Annotated in this window: 22 protein-coding genes and 1 pseudogene; 17 read left to right on the top strand and 6 right to left on the bottom strand. The window is 67.4% G+C overall.

Features of this window, described 5'->3' with window-relative positions; translation table 11 throughout:
- Positions 1-483: 483 nt before the first annotated feature.
- The 3 genes from ACWD6N_RS31350 to ACWD6N_RS31340 are packed head-to-tail and all read left to right on the top strand — an operon-like array spanning position 484 to position 1,660.
- Positions 484-798 (top strand): low temperature requirement protein A, encoded by a 315-nt coding sequence (locus ACWD6N_RS31350; protein WP_450005720.1) that lies wholly within the window; start codon positions 484-486, stop codon positions 796-798.
- Positions 795-1,373 (top strand): low temperature requirement protein A, encoded by a 579-nt coding sequence (locus ACWD6N_RS31345; protein WP_450005718.1) that lies wholly within the window; start codon positions 795-797, stop codon positions 1,371-1,373. Before ACWD6N_RS31350 ends, ACWD6N_RS31345 begins: the two co-directional genes overlap by 4 nt.
- Positions 1,313-1,660: a low temperature requirement protein A gene (locus ACWD6N_RS31340; RefSeq protein ID WP_450005716.1), complete on the top strand. Its 348-nt coding sequence runs from the start codon at positions 1,313-1,315 to the stop codon at positions 1,658-1,660. Before ACWD6N_RS31345 ends, ACWD6N_RS31340 begins: the two co-directional genes overlap by 61 nt.
- Here ACWD6N_RS31340 and ACWD6N_RS31335 read toward each other — a convergent pair.
- Positions 1,629-1,796, bottom strand: a complete 168-nt coding sequence (locus ACWD6N_RS31335) for a hypothetical protein (RefSeq protein WP_450005714.1) — start codon at positions 1,794-1,796, stop codon at positions 1,629-1,631. The two genes, ACWD6N_RS31340 and ACWD6N_RS31335, sit on opposite strands and share 32 nt — an antisense overlap.
- Before the next feature lie 323 nt (positions 1,797-2,119).
- On the opposite strand from ACWD6N_RS31335, the gene ACWD6N_RS31330 reads away from it, so the two are divergent.
- The 6 genes from ACWD6N_RS31330 (at position 2,120) to ACWD6N_RS31305 (ending at position 6,191) form a co-directional block, all read left to right on the top strand.
- Positions 2,120-2,776: a TetR/AcrR family transcriptional regulator gene (locus ACWD6N_RS31330; protein WP_450005712.1), complete on the top strand. Its 657-nt coding sequence runs from the start codon at positions 2,120-2,122 to the stop codon at positions 2,774-2,776.
- A 994-nt stretch (positions 2,777-3,770) separates the two neighbouring features.
- Entirely contained in the window at positions 3,771-4,367 is a 597-nt protein-coding gene (locus ACWD6N_RS31325) for a sulfite oxidase-like oxidoreductase (RefSeq protein ID WP_450005722.1), read from the top strand.
- Complete coding sequence (locus tag ACWD6N_RS31320; RefSeq protein WP_450005710.1) at positions 4,337-5,077, top strand: FAD-binding oxidoreductase; 741 nt, start codon at positions 4,337-4,339, stop codon at positions 5,075-5,077. Before ACWD6N_RS31325 ends, ACWD6N_RS31320 begins: the two co-directional genes overlap by 31 nt.
- A 2-nt stretch (positions 5,078-5,079) precedes the next feature.
- Entirely contained in the window at positions 5,080-5,373 is a 294-nt protein-coding gene (locus ACWD6N_RS31315) for a DUF6510 family protein (protein ID WP_450005708.1), read from the top strand.
- Positions 5,374-5,527: 154 nt separating this feature from the next.
- Positions 5,528-5,938, top strand: a complete 411-nt coding sequence (locus tag ACWD6N_RS31310) for a GNAT family N-acetyltransferase (protein WP_450005706.1) — start codon at positions 5,528-5,530, stop codon at positions 5,936-5,938.
- Positions 5,939-6,023: 85 nt separating this feature from the next.
- Positions 6,024-6,191, top strand: a complete 168-nt coding sequence (locus ACWD6N_RS31305; RefSeq protein WP_450005704.1) for a hypothetical protein — start codon at positions 6,024-6,026, stop codon at positions 6,189-6,191.
- A gap of 216 nt (positions 6,192-6,407) precedes the next feature.
- On the opposite strand, the gene ACWD6N_RS31300 is transcribed toward ACWD6N_RS31305, so the two are convergent.
- On the bottom strand, positions 6,408-7,325 hold the full coding sequence (locus ACWD6N_RS31300) for an NADP-dependent oxidoreductase (protein WP_354968182.1): 918 nt from the start codon (positions 7,323-7,325) through the stop codon (positions 6,408-6,410).
- A 218-nt stretch (positions 7,326-7,543) separates the two neighbouring features.
- Positions 7,544-7,765: an SDR family oxidoreductase gene (locus tag ACWD6N_RS31295; RefSeq protein WP_354968183.1), complete on the bottom strand. Its 222-nt coding sequence runs from the start codon at positions 7,763-7,765 to the stop codon at positions 7,544-7,546.
- A 372-nt stretch (positions 7,766-8,137) separates the two neighbouring features.
- Between ACWD6N_RS31295 and msrB the strand changes: the two genes are divergently transcribed.
- The 5 genes from msrB to ACWD6N_RS31270 all read left to right on the top strand — a co-directional run bounded on the left by msrB (position 8,138) and on the right by ACWD6N_RS31270 (position 11,611).
- Positions 8,138-8,671, top strand: a complete 534-nt coding sequence (msrB, locus tag ACWD6N_RS31290) for a peptide-methionine (R)-S-oxide reductase MsrB (RefSeq protein WP_450005702.1) — start codon at positions 8,138-8,140, stop codon at positions 8,669-8,671.
- Positions 8,672-8,680: 9 nt separating this feature from the next.
- Positions 8,681-9,187, top strand: a complete 507-nt coding sequence (msrA, locus tag ACWD6N_RS31285) for a peptide-methionine (S)-S-oxide reductase MsrA (RefSeq protein ID WP_354968184.1) — start codon at positions 8,681-8,683, stop codon at positions 9,185-9,187.
- 471 nt (positions 9,188-9,658) lie between these two features.
- Positions 9,659-10,087 (top strand): carboxymuconolactone decarboxylase family protein, encoded by a 429-nt coding sequence (locus tag ACWD6N_RS31280; protein WP_450005700.1) that lies wholly within the window; start codon positions 9,659-9,661, stop codon positions 10,085-10,087.
- A gap of 14 nt (positions 10,088-10,101) precedes the next feature.
- Positions 10,102-10,419, top strand: coding sequence for a methylated-DNA--[protein]-cysteine S-methyltransferase (locus ACWD6N_RS31275; RefSeq protein ID WP_387330018.1), 318 nt, complete (start codon positions 10,102-10,104; stop codon positions 10,417-10,419).
- Between the two features lie 286 nt (positions 10,420-10,705).
- Positions 10,706-11,611, top strand: a complete 906-nt coding sequence (locus tag ACWD6N_RS31270; protein WP_354968186.1) for a ferritin-like domain-containing protein — start codon at positions 10,706-10,708, stop codon at positions 11,609-11,611.
- Between the two features lie 41 nt (positions 11,612-11,652).
- On the opposite strand, the gene ACWD6N_RS31265 is transcribed toward ACWD6N_RS31270, so the two are convergent.
- Entirely contained in the window at positions 11,653-12,255 is a 603-nt protein-coding gene (locus tag ACWD6N_RS31265) for a TetR/AcrR family transcriptional regulator (protein ID WP_387329995.1), read from the bottom strand.
- A 475-nt stretch (positions 12,256-12,730) separates the two neighbouring features.
- Between ACWD6N_RS31265 and ACWD6N_RS31260 the strand changes: the two genes are divergently transcribed.
- On the top strand, positions 12,731-13,669 hold the full coding sequence (locus ACWD6N_RS31260) for a cyclase family protein (RefSeq protein ID WP_387329992.1): 939 nt from the start codon (positions 12,731-12,733) through the stop codon (positions 13,667-13,669).
- Between the two features lie 240 nt (positions 13,670-13,909).
- On the opposite strand, the gene ACWD6N_RS31255 is transcribed toward ACWD6N_RS31260, so the two are convergent.
- Together ACWD6N_RS31255 and ACWD6N_RS31250 are read right to left on the bottom strand one after the other, a co-directional pair.
- A complete protein-coding gene (locus ACWD6N_RS31255; RefSeq protein ID WP_354968189.1) occupies positions 13,910-14,344 on the bottom strand; it encodes a nuclear transport factor 2 family protein in 435 nt (144 codons plus the stop codon).
- A 38-nt stretch (positions 14,345-14,382) separates the two neighbouring features.
- Positions 14,383-15,469 (bottom strand): annotated as a pseudogene (locus ACWD6N_RS31250) (epoxide hydrolase family protein).
- A 113-nt stretch (positions 15,470-15,582) separates the two neighbouring features.
- On the opposite strand from ACWD6N_RS31250, the gene ACWD6N_RS31245 reads away from it, so the two are divergent.
- Entirely contained in the window at positions 15,583-16,062 is a 480-nt protein-coding gene (locus tag ACWD6N_RS31245) for a MarR family winged helix-turn-helix transcriptional regulator (protein WP_354968191.1), read from the top strand.
- 153 nt (positions 16,063-16,215) lie between these two features.
- Positions 16,216-18,003, top strand: a complete 1,788-nt coding sequence (locus ACWD6N_RS31240; protein ID WP_387329987.1) for a hypothetical protein — start codon at positions 16,216-16,218, stop codon at positions 18,001-18,003.
- Positions 18,004-18,031 lie beyond the last annotated feature (28 nt).

Genomic DNA, 18,031 nt, shown 5'->3' with positions numbered 1-18,031 from the left:
TCGGACAAAACCAGCTCGGCCTTCGGGCGCCCTGTTCGCGGCATACCACGAAGCCTACCCGAATTCAGCAGCTAATCACCGACTCAGGACACTAGGCCGACCGCCAAACATGTGCTGGGAACGGATTCGTCAAGCATGTGGTGGGACCAGACACGCGCCAGTCCGGTGTCGTACTCCGCTTGATCCGTGACGGGTTGGCTTCAGTTGATGGGTGACACTCCGCCGAGCGCTGGTCGAGTTGACCATGCTAGCTAGGCGCGCTGGCATCGGGATGAGGGCCTGGACGGGTTGGCAGATGTCGCACGCGCGCATGCTCATTGCGCCCAGACCACCCGAGAGGTCGAAGTGGGGTATCTGCGAGCTGCGCCGAAGTCATCCGTGGTGGCCAGCGGCGGCTGCCGGGTTTAAATGTGAATTCGGATCTGCCGGATGTTGGGCGAACAAGATTGGCCCAGGAGGCACATCTTCCGAGCCGGGCCGCCGGTGCCGACCGAGGAAACCCATCGGACCACGCCGTTCGAGGTGTTCTTCGACCTGGTGTTCGTGTTCGCCTTCATCCGGGTGGCGACGTTCACGGCACAGGCGCCGACGCCACTCGGGCTGGCCCATAGCCTTGTGCTCCTGCTACTGCTGTGGTGGCCGTTCACCAACTACGCTTGGCTGGCCAACCAGGTCCGCGCCGACGTGGGCCTGGTCCGCGCCGGAAACACCGCTGTGATGGCCGCGATGTTCGTGGCCGCCCTGGTCCCCTCCCCGAGGCGTGGCGGCACGGCAACCAGTCACTGGCCGCGCCCATGACTTTGGCCGTCGTCTACATCGTCATCCGGGCGGTATACCTGGCCCTCGTCTGGCACATATCGGCCGGTAACGCGCGGCTACGCGCTTCGCTGCGCTTCCGGGTCATCCCGGTCTCGGTGGGCTTGCCTGCGCTGCTGTTCGGCGCGGTTTTCGGCGGCGCCACGCAGACGCTGTTGTGGGCCGCGGCGTTCCTCATCGACTGCGTCGGCGGCCTATTCATCGCGGTGTCTGCCGGACGCGCGCCGTTGCCCAGCCCCAGCCATTTCGCCGAGCGGCACGGCCTGATAGTAATCATTGCACTGGGCGAGTCGCTGATCTCGGTGGGCGTCGGCGCCGGATCGGCGGTCACTCGTTGGCCGGTCCTGATCGCTGCGCTGCTCGCCCTGACCACGGCGCTGGCCCTGTGGTGGCTGTACTTCGAAACGCCGCCGCACCTGCCGGACAAGCCCTGGCGCGGATCCCCGGTTCGGACCGGACTCGGACCGGCGGCATCGCCTACAGCTTGGCTCACTTCGTGCTCATCGCCGGGATCATCTTCCTGGCCCTCGGCATCGAGGTGGTCCTCGCCCACATGACCCACCACCCACTTCAGCAGCCCGCTGGGGTCCCGCTGGACTGGACTTCGACCGCAGCTCTGTTCGGCGGCCCGGCCCTTTACCTCGTTGGTCGGGCCCTGTTCCTTCAACTCACCGTCCGGCACACCCCACTCGCCCCGATCCTCGCGGCCGGCACCATCCTCGCGCTGCTGCCCGTCGCCCGACACCTTCCCGCCCTCGCCGCCCTCGCTCTAGTCGCCATCATCTTGATCGCCCTGGTCTGCTATGAACGGATCAGTTGGCAGCCAACTGCAGCAGCGAAATGACCACGTATCCGGCCTGCCGAACCCGAAGACCGGCAGTCTGGTCCAGTTCCCCGCTGCCGCTGAGAACCTCGCTGACGCCCGCGAGGACCTCCTCGCGTTCACTGGTTTCCCCGTTGATTCCCTCTTGTTGCTTCATGGCCGCAGCCAAGTTCAGCTGCGGGTGATGCGCGTGATGTGCAGACGCAGTCAACGAGCGTTGACACACGCTGACCTCCGGCGCGCCGCTCACGACGCACCGCCGAGCAACTCCTGAGCAACAGCTTGCCGCAATGAGGACCAGACAGTCCAGGGAAGAATTCGCCCTGTTGATGCTCTCGCGGACATAGCACCCGTTCAACCGAGCAGGCGGTGCGTACGTTCGTCCTTCATCATCACGTCAATGCGACATAACGCTGGGTGGACTCCAAGGTCCCATCCTCCATAGATTCTCTGGTGCGCGCCGCTAGATACACTTGACCGATGGGCGACGAGCAGGTGGCTGCGCCGACGAAGCAGCGGAGGATCAGTCAACGGGGCATCGCGACGCGAGAGCGGATCCTCGAGGCGGCGAACCGGCTGATGTTCGTGCGCGGAGTGAACGCGACGACCCTTGACGACGTCCGCGAGGCAAGTCAGACGAGCAAGTCTCAGCTTTACCACCACTTCGCCGACAAGCAGGAGCTCGTGCGCGCGTTGGTCAAATATCGAGGCGCGCTTGTGCTTCAGCGCGAGCGGGGAGGGCTCGAACGACTGAGATCGTTTTCAGGGCTGGTCCGGTGGCGTAACGCGCTGGTCCAGGCCAACTCGCTGAACAACGGCAAATACGGGTGCGGCCTCGGGTCGATGGCTGTCGAGCTGTCGGATCAAGATGAGCAGGCTCGATCGATGCTGTCGGAGACGTTTGCGGCATGGGGAAACCTGATCAGTGATGGTCTGCACCGGATGCGGGACAGCGGTGCACTTCGCCAGGACGCCGACCCGGAGAAGTTGGCCACGGGGTTGATGGCAGCTTTGCAAGGCGGCTACTTGCTGGCGAACGCCGCGCACAACGTTGAACCCATGGAAGTTGCTCTGGACATGGCGCTGGAACACATCAAGTCGTTCCTCTTGGAGCCGTCCGGCGAACCGACCCGTTAATTGAGCCCTTTTCAGCGGAGCCCCCGATCGATCGGTTCGCGACCAGGAGCCCTGCTCCTCCGGCAAGCACAAGCGGCACGGCGTGAATGTGCCAGTTCATCGCGGACGCGGCGGGTCGGCTGATCTGTGCGTGGACGCGGCCGAGGAGAGTGCCCTGAGCCAGGAGTCGACCGACCTCACAGGAGAAAGCACCGAGCCGATCGTGATTCGACGTATGGCTCGAATCTCGTCCAGTCATCGGTACCGGCCGTCGTAGCGGACTCGGCTCCGGGTATCCGTGAAGCTGACGCCCACCCGCACTTCGTCCTCGACGATCCACCGAACCGTGTACGCCGCACGGTACGTCGGCGGCCAGAATGAGGCGAAGGTCCCGTCACCCGTAACAGACCACTCGCCAGCTGACGGTGTGCCCCTGTCGACGTAGGTCGTCCGGCCACCCGCCGTGAATGATTGAGTTGCACCGTCCGGGAACACTAGCCGTGCAGCGGTCAGGGCGGCGATCATGTCCACCGCAGCGACCGGCTGGCCATCGACAACGTTCCCACCGGAGGGAACAGGGTCCATCGAACTCTCCTGACATCGGGCACGACACCGGCCGCCGCCATCTCGCAGCGCTACGACATGTCCAACGACCAACTCGGAACAATTTCTAGCCGCACTCTATGGACGCCATCGTCCATTATACTCTCGCTGCAGAGGCACCCATCAGATGACGGTGCACCGCCGCGACCACCAGGCGCGCTGCTGCTTGCCCCAAATCACCGATGGCCAGCGAAGTTTGCCGACCGGCGCCATGGCAGCATACTCTGGACGCGATGGTCCAGTTCATATTCCGTGGATTGCGGGTGTTTACGTCCCCACCGCGGAGAATCTCATCACCGGGGCACTCGCTGACGATGACGATATGGGCGGGTACCACATCGACATCCACCGGCCGAGTGGAAGCACGGGTGGCAGCGGGCTCGCGGCCGCCCGGCCACATGGGGAGGGGCGCATGGCATTGATCACACGCGGCTTCGGGGGCCGCAGACGCGACGACACCGACCTCCCGCCCGGCCAGTACCGCACGGATGACTTCCCGGTGCTGTCGGCGGGACCGACACCGCGCATCGGCCTCGACCGGTGGGAGCTCGCCGTCATCACCGAGACCGGCGAGCGGAGCACGTGGTCATGGGCGGAGTTCGCCGCCCTTCCTGCCGAAGAACCGACCGTGGACATCCATTGCGTCACGCACTGGTCGAAGTTCGGCACGCGCTGGCGAGGCGTCTCGGTGGACACGTTGCTGGCCGACGTCGAGACGACGGCCGAGTACGTCGTCGCCCACTCCTACGGCGGCTACACCACGAACATCCCGCTCGAGGACCTTCTCGACGGCCAGGCCTGGGTGGCGTACGAGTTCGACGGTGAGCCTCTGGTTCCGGTGCACGGCGGGCCAGCTCGCCTCCTCGTTCCTCACCTGTATTTCTGGAAGAGCGCGAAATGGCTGCGCGCTCTGGAACTGCGTCTCGATGACGAGCCCGGGTTCTGGGAGACGGCCGGCTACCACAACTACGGGGACCCATGGCGCGAGCAGCGATACCTGGCAGATTGACCTGGCAGCCGGCGACCGTCGCCGCCACCCGCGCGGAGACTGCGACGGCGCGGACCCTGGTCCTCGACGTCGACGGCTGGACAGGTCACGTGCCGGGCCAGCACGTTGACGTCCGGTTGACGGCTCCCGACGGCTACACGGCATACCGCAGCTACTCGATCTCGTCCGCCCCGGGGCCCGACCGCCTCGAGGTGACCGTCCAGGCTGTGCCCGAGGGTGAGGTCTCGCCGTACCTCGCCGACGTCGCAGAGCCGGGTGACCAGCTCGAGATCCGTGGGCCGCTCGGCGGCTGGTTCGTACGCCGACCCGCCGATCCGCGGCCGGCGTTGCTGATCGGCGGCGGATCCGGCGTGGCGCCGCTGATGTCGATGGTGCGTGCGGCGACGAATCCCACCAGGCTGCTCTACTCGACGCGATCCCCGCTCGATGCGCTGTTCGCCGCGGATCTTGCAACTGCACGAGCCGCAGGCGATAGGCGCGTCGCAGTCACGCACGTCTATACCAGGGTCGCGCCCCCCGGCTGGCCGGCCCCACCCCGACGACTGGACGCGGACGCCCTCGCCCGCGTCGCCTGGCCCCGCGATGCCGACGCTGTGGCGTTCGTCTGCGGGCCCACCGGATTCGTCGAGACCGTTGCCGACCTCCTCGTCGACATCGGCCACGATCCCGCGAACATCCGCACTGAACGTTTCGGACCCACCGGAGGATGAGCATGTCGACCACCAGCGTCGGAACCGACGACGCACCCTGGGTGGACGGTAACGCCCTCGCCGGACCGCTCGGCGAGATCATGGGGACCGACCTCACCGTTGCCGAGCTCACCTGCGCCGGGTGCCGGACGCCCCGTCCGCTGGCCGCGATGCGCGTGTTCGACCGAGCGCCCGGCCTCGTCGCCCGATGTCCCGGCTGCGAGGACGTCGTCATGCGCGTGGTGCGCACGGCCGGCCGTGTCCTGGTCGACCTGCGTGGGTCGCTCGTCCTCAGCCTCCCGGTGCCGACTGCCTGAGCGCTAAGAATCCGCTCTATCGTGACGCGTCCGGACGATGCCAACGTCTCCGACGTCGGTTACGCAATAGTCCGAGGCGGGATACTCCTGCCACTTCATCCGAGCTGACTGGCACTCCCAGGTCGCTGACCACACGCGAGATTCAGGAGACAACATGGCGGGCAACGCCGAGGACATGATCACGTTGACCAGTGCCGAGGAAGATCTGGGTGGCTCGAACCTGTCGGGAGCCACCGCGCCCGAGGCGGAAGACCTCGTCATCACCGACAACAGTGAGCTCGGCATCTACGAGGCCGCGTTAGGGGGCCGGACAGCCGCTGGGCTCGTCTACAGCAAGGTCGGGAGCCGCGTCATACTGTTGGCGACATCCGTGCTCCCCGAGTTCCGGGGGAAGGGAGTAGCCGCCAGGCTCATCGGCGGCGTCCTCGACGAACTGCGCAAGCAAGGGAAGACCGCCACCGTCACGTGCCCGTTCGCGGCAGCATTCGTCAATGCTCGTCCGGAATATGCCGACGTTCTGGACCCGGCATCCCCTCGGTCGCACACAGCCGGGCATGGGCATTGAACACGCGTCGTCGCGTCTGAACGTACGCCAACCGCTGAGAAGGTTCAGGCGTCCCCAGCGGCCGGATACTTCGCGTGATGGCTAGGTGGGCGCCGGCGACGAGTACCGCGATGCGCTCGGCAAGCTCGTCGACGTCACACTGGAGCAGCGCCAGTTGGCCAGGGCGGGCAAGGACTACGCGACGGCCGACGCGCGGCGGGACCGGCTGGCAAAGCCGCCAGCCGGGCCGCGGCCGCGCATTCGTGCACCGTAACGCCACCAACCGGGACTGTCTCTCGCCGAATGTGCTGGTGGTCTCCCGGCGGGCGCGGGCTGCGGACGCGTACGGGCACGTCCGCAGCCCAACCGGCGTGATCCCGGCGTTACGTTTCGAGGGTCAATCGCGGCCGGCCATGATTCGACGTCGGCGATAACGCCGGGGTTGACGCTGATCCACAAGGAGGGCAGACCGCTCGCTGTCCCCGAGTCCTTACGGACGAACGCGGATGATCGTCTTCCCGGTGATCCGCTCGGTCGGATTGAAAGCGGCGACGGCGTCGTCGAGGGTCGCGACCTTGCCGATGTTTGTCCGGAGTCGTCCGTCGCGCACCCGCCGGACGACCTCACCCAGTTGAGCGCGGTCGGGCTCGACGACGAAGTCGACCGCCAGGCCGTCGGCGGGCCGCGCCTCCGGCGGGCCGACGACGGACACCAGCGTTCCTCCGGCTCGAATCAGGCCTGCGGACCGCTTCCCGATGTCGCCGCCGATGACATCGAACACCAGATCGATTCCGCCGACGTCTTCGAGGACGTCGTTCTCGAGGTCGACGAACTCCTGCGCGCCGAAGTCGAGCGCCGCTTGACGGTCAGCAGCGCGCCCGGTGCCGACGACGTGGGCGCCGGCCTCACGTGCGAGCTGCGTCACCATCGAACCGACTGCGCCGGCCGCTCCGTGCACGAGGACACTCTGCCCCGCCTGAAGGCGGCCGTGCTCGAACAGTCCCTGCCACGCGGTCAGGCCCGAGATCGGCAGGCTCGCGCCCACCGTGAAGTCGACGTCGCCGGGCAGCGGCGCGAGGTTACGCGCCTCGACGGCCACATACTCCGCCAGGGTGCCGTCGCGAGTCCAGTCCGTGAGGCCGAACACCCGCTGACCCACCGACAGTCCCGTCGTGCCATAGCCGAGAGCGGTGACCACTCCGGCCAGCTCGTGCCCAGGGATCGACGGCGTCCGGTCACGGCCGAGGCGGTCGGTCCAGGTCGAGGGCCACGCCAACTCAGTCGGGACGAATCCCGACGCATGAACCTGAACGACGACGTCGTTCAGCGCCGCGTCCGGCTCGGGCCGCTCCACCAGCGTCATCCCGGCCATTCCCGCGGCCTCGTCCGTCACTACAATCGCCTTCATCCGGCGCCTCCCTGTATCCAGTCCTCGTTTGCACGGGCACGAGGTGCACGTTTCGTTTCACCAGCATTAGCGGCGCCAGGCCTCGGTGTCTCACCACGTTGATCGGTAGCGGTTGTGGCGCGAGAGTGTCGAGGAACGAGCGCGATAGCGAAGTCGCCGGCAAGGCGGCGCCGGGGTCGAGGCCCCGCCGGCGCGATCCCGGCGTTACGTCTCGAGGGTCAGTTGCGGCCGGCCATGGTGCCGCCGTCGACCTCGACGATGGCGCCGGTCATCCAGCTCGACTTGTCCGACGGCAGGCATGACACCGCGTTCGCGATGTCATTCGGGCTGCCGGCCCCGACCTTTTCCTGGTCGCGGCCCGTGATCACGGCAATGCCGCCCCCGGCGACGACTCGGTGGGTCGTGGCGAGACCCATGCCGCTGCTGCCGCCGACGACCACGACCTTACGGCCCTCGAAACTTTCACTCACGACAGTTGGCCCCTTCCCCACCCGATCGCGATGTGTGTTGGCAGCACCCGGCGCCCCGAGAGTGGCGCGACGTCCGTAGAACTCGACGCCGGTAGGCACGTCGGACAGTTCGTCGCCAGCGGAGGCACCCAGTCGGACGCCCCGAACCTAGTCGCGGTAGAACTGGTCGGTCAAGTCCACTCTTGGGATCACGCCGGTGCTACTGGGGCGGCGACACCCCCCAGGCCACCCACCATAGCGACGCCACCCAGCCGGGCACTTCCGAAGAGTTTTCCCGGACTTGATGGTCCACGGAAGCCAAGGGCCGCGGGAATACAACCGGCCCGCAGGGTGTCTGTACAGGTGCGTTTCGCCTCGTTCCCCAGCTCCGCGCCGAAAGGCCGGGAAGGGAGAGCTGTGCCCCAGCAGACCCATTACCACAAGAACCCGGACGCCGTTTCGCGGCTTGACCCGGAGCAGTACCGCGTGACCCAGCAGGACGGCACCGAGCGCCCGTTCGCCAACGCCTACTGGGACAACCACGAGCCCGGCATCTACGTCGACGTCGTGTCCGGCGAGCCGCTGTTCGCATCGGTCGACAAGTACGACAGCAAGTCCGGCTGGCCGAGCTTCACGAAGCCGATCGCCAAGACGAACGTCGTCGAGAACGAAGACTCCAGCCACGGGATGATCCGGACTGAGGCCCGCTCGCTGCACGGCGACAGCCACCTCGGCCACGTCTTCAACGACGGTCCCCCCGACAAGGGTGGACTGCGCTACTGCATCAACTCCGCGTCGTTGCGGTTCATACACCTCGACGACCTGGCGAACGCAGGGTACGGCGAATACCGCACCCTGTTCACGAGTGACAGCAACACTGGCACCGACGACAAGTAGGGAGACGACGTGACCACTGAAAAGGTGATCCTCGCCGGCGGCTGCTTCTGGGGCATGGAGGAGCTCTTCCGCCACCAGCCCGGCGTCGTGTCCACGCGCGTCGGCTACAGCGGCGGCGACGTCCCGAACGCCACCTACCGCAACCACGGCACCCACGCGGAGTCCATCGAGGTCGTCTACGACACCGAGAAGACCGACTTCCGCGCGCTGCTCGAGTTCTTCTTCCAGATCCACGACCCCTCGACGAAGAACCGCCAGGGCAACGACATCGGCATCAGCTACCGCTCGGCGATCTTCTACATCAACGACGAGCAGAAGCGGGTCGCCGAGGACACGATCGCCGACGTCGACGCCTCGGGCCTGTGGCCCGGTAAGGTCGTTACCGAGGTCACCCCGGCAGGCGACTTCTGGGAAGCTGAGCCCGAGCACCAGAACTACCTGCAGACCTACCCCAACGGTTACACCTGCCACTTCCCCCGCCCAGGGTGGAAGCTCCCGAAGCGGGCGACGGCCTGACACCTCCGGCGCGCGGACCCCGGGTCCGCGCGCCGGACACGGGGCCGAGGTGGTCGGCCTGGACGAGGAGTCAGCCGGATGGGTGCAGGCTCTCTCCGGTGACGGCATGTCGGCATGCCCGTCACCTGCCTCACGGGCAGGGTGACCAGGCTCCTCGACCGGATCGCCCGCTGACCGGGCCTCTGGATCACCGCCAGCGCGCTGCTGGCCCTGGCGGCCATGTGGTTCATCTCAGACGCCTACTTACACCGGACCCGGAATCGACACCGTCGCGATCGCCACGCTTGCGCACCTGAAAGACGCGGTACACGACCTACGCCCGCCTATCAAGGCTGCCGGGAATCCCGATACGGCTGTCCACCGACGTGGACGTCCCCACCACTGGTGTTGTCGTTGTGACCTACAGGAGGTCATCTCTTGGACACCAGGATCCAGAACGTCCGACTGAACGCCACGTCGAACGAGCAACTCATGGCTCTGGCAAACGCCGGGGCCGCGGCTTTCGGCCACACCGCCACGCTCCAGGTGGAACAGGCCCTGGCGCAGCTTCTGCGGTTACGCGTCGCACAGATCAACAATTGCAGCTACTGCCTTCTGGTGCACCACGCCGCTGCCCGCACCGCCGACATCCCGCCGTCCAAGGTCGAGACCCTCACCGCGTGGTGGGAGACGCACCTGTTCACCGAGCAGGAGCGAGCCGCGCTGGCCTACGCCGAGGCGTTGACCCGAGCCGCCGACGCCACCGTCAACAACCGGGTCCAGGAGGCACACGACAGGATGATCACGCACTTCACGCAGGACGAGATCCTGGAGATCGTGGCCGTTGTGATCAACATGAACATCTGGACGCGACTCAAGCTCGCCGAGGGTGCCATGCCCACGACGGCGCCTCCCGAGTGAGTTGATGCTCGGCCCTGTCATCGGAACAGGCTGGCAGCCGTCCTGTCGCGCGGATTCCGCCGCACCGTGCTGCACCATCTGACCACCGACATCGGTTACGGCCGCATCGCCAGCTATGGCTCGCTGGCCGCCGGCAATCCCAAGCCGTCCGCGCCGTCGGTACCGCCTGCGCCACCAACCCCATCCCGATCGTCGTTCCCTGCCATCGCGTCGTCCGGTCCGTCGGCACGATAGGGAGCTACCGCGGCGACCCCGTCGCCAAACGCGCCTGCTCGACCTTGAAAGTGCCGTATGACCAGCGCACACCCGCGGTCACCGGCACCCACGGTTAGGGGGCCGAAAAAGAGGACAGCAAGCCCGGCGGGCGAGCACCGCCGACGCGGAGCATCCGGACGCCGCGAACCCCGCAGCACCCGGCGCACCTTGGCGACTGCGCGGGCGGCGACCGGCGGACGGTCCACCGCGCGGAGCGTAGTCGAAGTTTGATTCATCCCGTACCGCCTTTCGGCAAACAAATCCTGAGGTTCGTCCGCGCAACTAGCGTGAGTGTCATCCCTTCCACTCAGGTCGGCCGGCGCGGACAGCCAGGGGACCTGGATGCATCAAAACGGAGGCAGCATGGACAACTGGTTCATCTCAGAGGCAGTGTCACGCAGTGCAGAATCCGAAACGGATCGGCGAAGGCTCGCGGCCTTGGTAGATCCGGGGGTGTGCAAAGCCGACCCGGCGGGTGGTGGCTCGCCGAGCGACGCGGCTATCCTCAACTTCGCCCTCAATCTCGAATATCTCGAAGCTGAGTTCTATCTCCGCGCGACGACGGGATCCGGGCTTCCTGACGACATGACTACCGGCGCCGGGGTGCGCGGCGAGGTGTCCGGCGGACGATCAGTGAACTTCAGCAGCAACTTCGTGCAGAGGTTCGCGAAGGAAATCGCCTCCGACGAGATGCAGCACGTGGCCTTCTTGCGAGCCGCGCTCGGCAATGCCGCTGTTGCTCGTCCCGCGATTTCGCTGGACGCGAGCTTCACTGCGGCGGCGACTGCCGCTGGTCTAATCAAGCAAGGCGAAAGCTTTGATCCGTACGCGAACGACCTTAACTTCCTCTTTGCGGCGTTCCTCTTCGAAGACGTCGGAGTTTCGGCCTTCAAGGGATCCGCGTCACTTTTGTCGAACAAAACGTACCTTGATGCGGCAGCCGGCCTGCTGGCCACCGAGGCATACCACGCGGGGATTGTCCGATCCGCGCTTTACAGCGCCGGACTCGCCGACGACACAGTATTTGACTCGGTACAAAAGATCTCCGACGCGCGTAACAGTCTTGATGGTCCGGCCGATGACGACCAGGGTGTCGGCACGGCGGCGGACCCGAATTTCATCCCCACGGATGAAAACGGGATGTGCTACGGCCGATCGGCCCAGTCCGTCTTGAACATCGTGTACTTGAGCCAGACCCCGGCGGATTCGGGTGGCTTCTACCCAGCCGGCATGAACGGCGAAGTCGCGGTGAGCGCCGGAACGGCCTGAGGGTTCAAGTCGCCCGAGCTGGCGGCGTGCCGATGTCGCCGTCATTCTGTCTGCCCGGTCGCGTAGGCGCCGTGGAGGAAGAGATCGACAAGTTGTCGGATGTCGATCTCGGGGTGCTGGTGCAGGTTTCGGCCTCTGCCGAAGAACAGGCCGAGGAATAGCTGGGTCAAGGTGTCGGCCGGAAGTCGTAGCCGCGGTTGCTCGGGTTCGAGCAGTTCGAGGATCGCCTGGCGCGTGGCGGCCTGTGCGGCGTAACGGTCTGTGGATCGCTGCGGCGGCCGGGCGGGGTTGGTGGTGCCGCGCCCGGGGCGGCGGTTGGGGTTGCCGGAGGCGTGCAGGGCGCCGATCACTGTGCCCATGCGGTCGAAGTGGGCGTCGAGTGCCTCTATGGCCTCGACGAGTCGGTCGGCAAGGGGTTGGTCCAGCGAGATGGAGTTCAGCTGTTGCAGGACGTGGGTGGGGTCCATGGCCGCCGCGACGCATGCTTCGAGCACGGCGTCCTTGTCGTCGAAGACGCGGAAGATGGTGGCTTCACCGATCCCGGCCGCGCGGGCGATCTGCGCAGTGGTCACGGCAGCCCCGCGCTCGGCCACCAAGGGCAGAGCGGCGTGGATGATTGTCTCGCGTCGTTGGTCGGGGGCCATGCCCGGCGCCCTGCGCCTATCAGGGGTAGCAGTCATACGGTCGACCATACGGAGTGAGTGCTCACTCCGTCCACCGGATTAGAGGACGGCGGCCGTCCGAAGCGAGGCGGCCGCGCCCTCGACGCCTCGTGAGCCTCCGCGTGAGGGCCGCACTCCGCTAGCCATCTGCGAGAACATCGCCCGGCTCCTCGGTGTCAGCCCCGGCACCCTCTACAACCACATCCCCGACCTGCGCGAACTATGGGCCGCCGGCCGGGCCCGCGGGGAGCCGACCGCATGATCCGCCGGCAGGGGTCTGTCCGCAGTCGTCAAAACCCGATGATCTATTGAAGGTTCAGCGGTTGCGGCCGAGTGTGGGTAGGCCCGCCGCTCACCGGGCCTTGGCATGTCGAAGGAGAAGGCGGGATACCCTACCTGCTGCGCCTCGCACCGCATGACCGAAGGAGTCGATGCTGGGATGACGGCAGGGCGACCGATGCCCACGCAGGACGACGTGCTCGGGTACTTCCGCTCGCTGTCGAACTGGGGACGGTGGGGCGACGACGACGAGCTCGGCACTCTGAACCACATCACCGACGACGTCCGGCTGGCGGCGGCGCGGGCCGTGCGCCACGGCAGGAGCGTGTCGTGCGCATGGGAGGTTGCCGTACCGGAAGACATGGAGCGCTCGACGACGACGTGCCCCTGCGCCGCCGACATGCCGGGTGCCGAGAACATGCCGGTGCCCGGCTTCCACGCCGACCGGCGCTGGGGGTTTTCGTCCGAGCGGCTCGGCATCACGTTCCACGGCAACACCCTCACCCACGTCGACTCGCCGTGCCACATCTTCTGGGACGGCACGATGTACAACGGGCGGTCGCACTCGTTGGTCGACGCCGCAACGGGATCGGCCTGGGCCGCCGTCACGGCGGCGGCGAACGGGATCATCACGCGTGGTGTCCTGCTGGACATCGCGACGGTCCGCGACGTGCCGTGGTTGGAACCGGGGCAGGGTGTGTTTCCCGACGATCTCGAGGAGGCCGAGCGGCGCCAGGGTGTGCGGGTGCGACCCGGCGATGCGGTACTCCTGCGGACCGGCTATGGCCGCGGCCGGCACGAGGCCGGTGAGGCCAGCGGTTTCACGCAGGCCGGCTGGCACGCGTCCTGCCTGCCGTGGCTGCATGAACGGGAGGTCGCGCTGATCGGCGCCGACACCCCGCAGGACGTTCAGCCGTCGGGGTACGAAGACGTGTTGATGCCGGTTCACGCCGTGAGCCTCGTCGCGATGGGTCTGTGGATGCTCGACAACTGCGACCTGGAGGTGTGCGCGACGACGGCTGCCGAGCTCGGCCAGTGGGACTTCCACCTCGCAGTCGCGCCGGTCCGCTTCGCCGGTACGTCCGGCAGCCCGGTCAACCCGATCGCCACATTCTGACCGCGGTTCAGGCGGGCCGTGCGATGCCATGAAGGACCCGGCCGGCACCTGGAAGGCGGTCGTGATCGGGTGTGGAGACGCTCGCTGGTCGGGAACCAGGCGGCACGAGCGCCTCAAGGCGTGCGCTGCGCACGCCGCGGCCAGGTGCTGCCGCCACGATTCCTTCGCGGACGGCGAAGGCGAACGGCCGTTGGCCGCGAACTCCCGGGAGGCCCGGAAGTCCGTGGCCAGCAGTGTCTTCTAGAGGGCCCGGCCGAGGGCTTCGGTCAGTGCGACCGGGGTGACCACGAGGTGGTCGAAGCGCCAGCCGTCCTCGGTGCGGCGCGCCCCGTAGCGGTGGAATCCGGCCGCGATGGCCTCAGTCTTGTCGTCGACGACGAACACGGCGATGTCGTGGGCCCGCACCGTGGCGGTTTCGCCGTCGACCTCGATGACGAGGTTGGACTTGCTGTGCAGGGTGCGGGCGTACGTGTCGTGGCCCGAGCGCACGAGTTCGATGAGCGCCCCGATGCCGCGGGCCTCCCCCCGCGGGGACTTGACGACGACATCCTCGGTGAAGAGCCGGTCGGTCTCGCCGTAGCGACCCTCGTCGATCCACAAGCTGTGGCGGGCGACCAGGTCGGCAAGTTCGGCGCGGTCGGCGAGTGCGCGGATCAGGGTTTCGGTGCTGGTCATGATGCCTCCTCAGGTAGTTCGACTAGCGAACGTTCGTGTCACTTGATCTGGGTGAGGAAGAAATCCCGGACGTCCTCGGCAAGCAGCTCTGGCACCTCCATCGCGGCGAAGTGGCCGCCACGGTCGAACTCCGACCAGTGCCTGATGTCGTACAGCCGCTCGGCCAGCGGTCGCACCGACAGCGTGATGTCGTGCGCGAACACCGCCACGCCGACCGGCACCCGGCACGGCTGCTGGACTCCCCGCGGGGCGTCGTGGTGGAACCGGCCCGAGGAGGCCGCGGTCGCGGTCAGCCAGTACAGCGAGATGTCGGTGAGCATCCGATCGTCGCTGACCGGCGTGGCGGGATCGGTCCACTGTGCGAATCGCTCGGCGATCCAGAACCAGCTGGCCGACCGGTGAGTCGGTCAGCGCGTAGCCGATGGTCTGCGGGGTGAGCACCTGCAGAGCCTGGTACGGCGGGCGATTCGCCATGAGCTGCCTGACCTTGTCCAGCCGAGCTTCATCCGTCTCGGACAGCTCAATGTCGGCGTCGGGGACCGGCCGGGTCGGCAGGTAGTTGACGTGCACCCCGACGACGCGCTCGGGTGCCACCGCGCCGAGCGCCGTTGAGATGCCCGAGCCGAAGTCGCCACCCTGCGCGCCATAGCGCTCGTACCCCAGGCGGCGCATTAGCTCAGCCCAGGCCCGCGAGACCCGGACGGCGTCCCAGCCGCGCTCATGGGTCGGTCCGGAGAAGCCGTAACCGGGGATGGACGGAATCACCAGGTGGAAGTCGCGCGACAGCGGCTCGATCACGTCGAGGAACTCCAGGAACGAACCGGGCCAGCCGTGGGTGAGGATCAGTGCGAGCGCATCCGGTTTCGAAGACCGGACGTGGACGAAGTGGATGTTCTGGCCGTCGATCTCGGTGGTGAAGTGCGGAAGCAAGTTGAGCTTGGCCTCGTGCTCGCGCCAGTCGTAGCCGGTGCGCCAGTATTCGGCCAGTTCCCTGAGCCGCGCCAGCGGGAAGCCGTAGTCCCACCCGGCGTCGGCGACCTCATTGGGCCAACGGGTGCGGGAGAGCCGGTCGGCCAGGTCGTCGAGGTCGGCCTGAGGGATGTCGATGCGGAACGGCTTGATCATAGCCTTGACTCCAGGGGATCTCATTCAGCGTCTGAACGTTCGTGCGCCTAACGTTTGTTGGCTGAACGGTATCACGATCATTAGTGCTTCCAACGACTCGTTAGACTTGTCACATGGACCACCCAGCCGAGCAGACGCCCGCAAAGTGGGAGAGCCTGCCCAGCTGGCTGCTCACCCAGACCGCCAACCACGCGCACCGCCTGGTGGCCGAGGGGTTCTCGTCCGTCGGTGCCCGCGGCTACCACTACCGCCTGCTGGCAACGCTGGAGGAGTTCGGCCCGGCCAGCCAGGCCGCGCTGGGCCGCCGTAGCGGCATCCACCTCAGCGACATGGTCGCGACGATCAACGAGCTCGCCGACCACAAACTGGTCGAGCGCGCTGCGGACCCCTCCGATCGGCGGCGCAACATCATCTCACTGACCGCTGCAGGCAAGCGGCATCTACGGCGACTGGAGAAACAGTTGGCCGAAACCCAGGACAAACTGCTGGCTCCGCTGTCGCCCGAGGAGCGACAGCGGTTGACCGAGCTGCTGTCCAGGCTGTTGGACCACCACAACCGGCGAACCGACACTCCAGAAGAGCCGTGGCGCTGACTGGGAACGCGCCCAAGAAACCCCTTGAAGGCCCACGCGGTCCGCGAAGCCGTTGTCATCGCCCGGATCACCAATTCGGGATGATCATTCGGCGAGTCCACGCTTCGGGCCGCCCGTCGACAACGCGACCAGCATCGAGGATCATGCATATTTGTGTCTACCCGAGCCGCCGACGGCCCGCCGGTCGCCGCGAGCGACGGCCACAGCCCGGCCCCCGCCGCCCCGGCCCCTGACCGCTGGGCCCGGTGGCGCTGGTTACGCCACGAATGGACCGGCGCGGTGGTCGGTGGCCTGCTGCTCGCGGTGGTGCTGACCTGGCCCACGATGCGGCATCCGGCGAGCACGGTGCCCGGCGACCTCGGCGACCCGACGTTGCAGGCGTGGCAGATCGCCTGGTCGGGCCACTCCCTGGTGAGCCAGCCCCTCGACCTCTGGCACTCGAACACCTTCTACCCGGAGAGGTACACGTTCGCCTACAGCGACACCCTCCTCGGATACGCCCCGATTGGCGCGCTCGGCTCGGGCTTCGAGACCGCCCTGGTCCACTACAACGTCATGTACGTGCTGGTACACGCGTTGGCGTTCGTCGGGGCGTACGCGTTGGTCCGGCAGCTCGGGGCGGGCCGGTGGGGCGGCGCGGTCGCCGGGCTCGCGTGGGCGTACGGGCCGTGGCGGCTGGCGCACGCGGGTCACCTGAACATCCTCTCCAGCGGTGGGATCGCGTTGTCCCTGGCGATGCTGGCACGCGGGCATGGCTGGTCGTTGCGGCACGGGTACCGGCCGGAGCGACGCCGACCCGGGTGGGCGTTGGCCGGGTGGATCGTCGCCGCCTGGCAGGTCAGCCTGGGCTTCGGCATCGGGCTGCCACTGGTCTACTTCCTGCTCGCCGCGGTGCTGGTGGCCTTCGTCTGCTACAGCTGGTCGTGGTGGCGGCAGCGGGCGAGAGTCCCGTTCGGCCGCCGGTTGCTGCTGGCCGACCTGGCCGGTGGGCTCGTCTTCGGCGCGGTGACGCTGCTCCTGGGGCTGGTCTACCTGCGGGTCGCCGACCTCAATCCGCAGGCCGTGCGGTCCCTGGACTGGACGGAGATGTTCTCGCCGCCGCTGATCGGCTTCGTCACCGCCCCGGCGGACTCCTGGTTGTGGGGTGAACCGCACGCGGCGGCCCGGGAACAGCTGTCCTGGCCCCCGGAGATGGCGTTGCTGCCCGGGATGGCCCTGATCGGGATGGCCATGGCGGGGCTGTTCGTCTCGGTGTATCCGGTCCGGTACCGGGTCGCGTTGGGGCTGGGCGTCCTCGGAACGGTGCTGCTGGGCCTCGGCGCGACGCTGGGTGGCGATGGTGACCCCGGCTACCTCACGCTGTCCCGGCACCTGCCCGGCTGGGACGCGCTGCGGACGCCGGGCCGGATGATGCACTGGACCAGCCTGCTGCTGGCGGTGCTGGCGGCCGGGCTGGTGACGGCGGTCGCCGAGTCGGTGGGACGGTCCCCCACCCGGAGGCGCACGCGGCTGCTGGCGCCGGCGGTTCTGGTGATACCGCTGGCCCTGGTCGGGTTGGAGGGGGTCAACCGCACGCCGCACCTGGTGGTGCCGCGGCCACCGGCCGCGATGCGGGTGGCGCAGGAGCCCGTCCTGCTGCTGCCGATCGGCGGCACGAACGATCTGCACTACATGCTGTGGACGACGGACGGGTTCCCCCGGGTGGCGAACGGGCTGGCCGGCTTCGAGCCCGCCACATTGGCGCAGACCAGGGCGGCGGCGGCTTCCTTCCCCGATTCCGGCAGCGTGGCCTACCTGCGCGGCATCGGGATCCGGTCGGTCGTGGTCATGCCCGACCGGGCCGTCGGGACGCCGTGGGAGGGCATGGCGGCCCGGCCGGTCGACGGACTGGGCATCACGCGGGAGGAGCTCGATGGTGTGCTGGTCTACCACCTCGGGTGACGGCTCCCCGGTTACGGGCCGGGCGGGG

The sequence above is a fragment of the Micromonospora sp. NPDC005163 genome (assembly GCF_053599835.1).
Note: the sequence above shows the minus strand (reverse complement) of the source record. Positions and strands in the feature narration are given on the sequence as shown.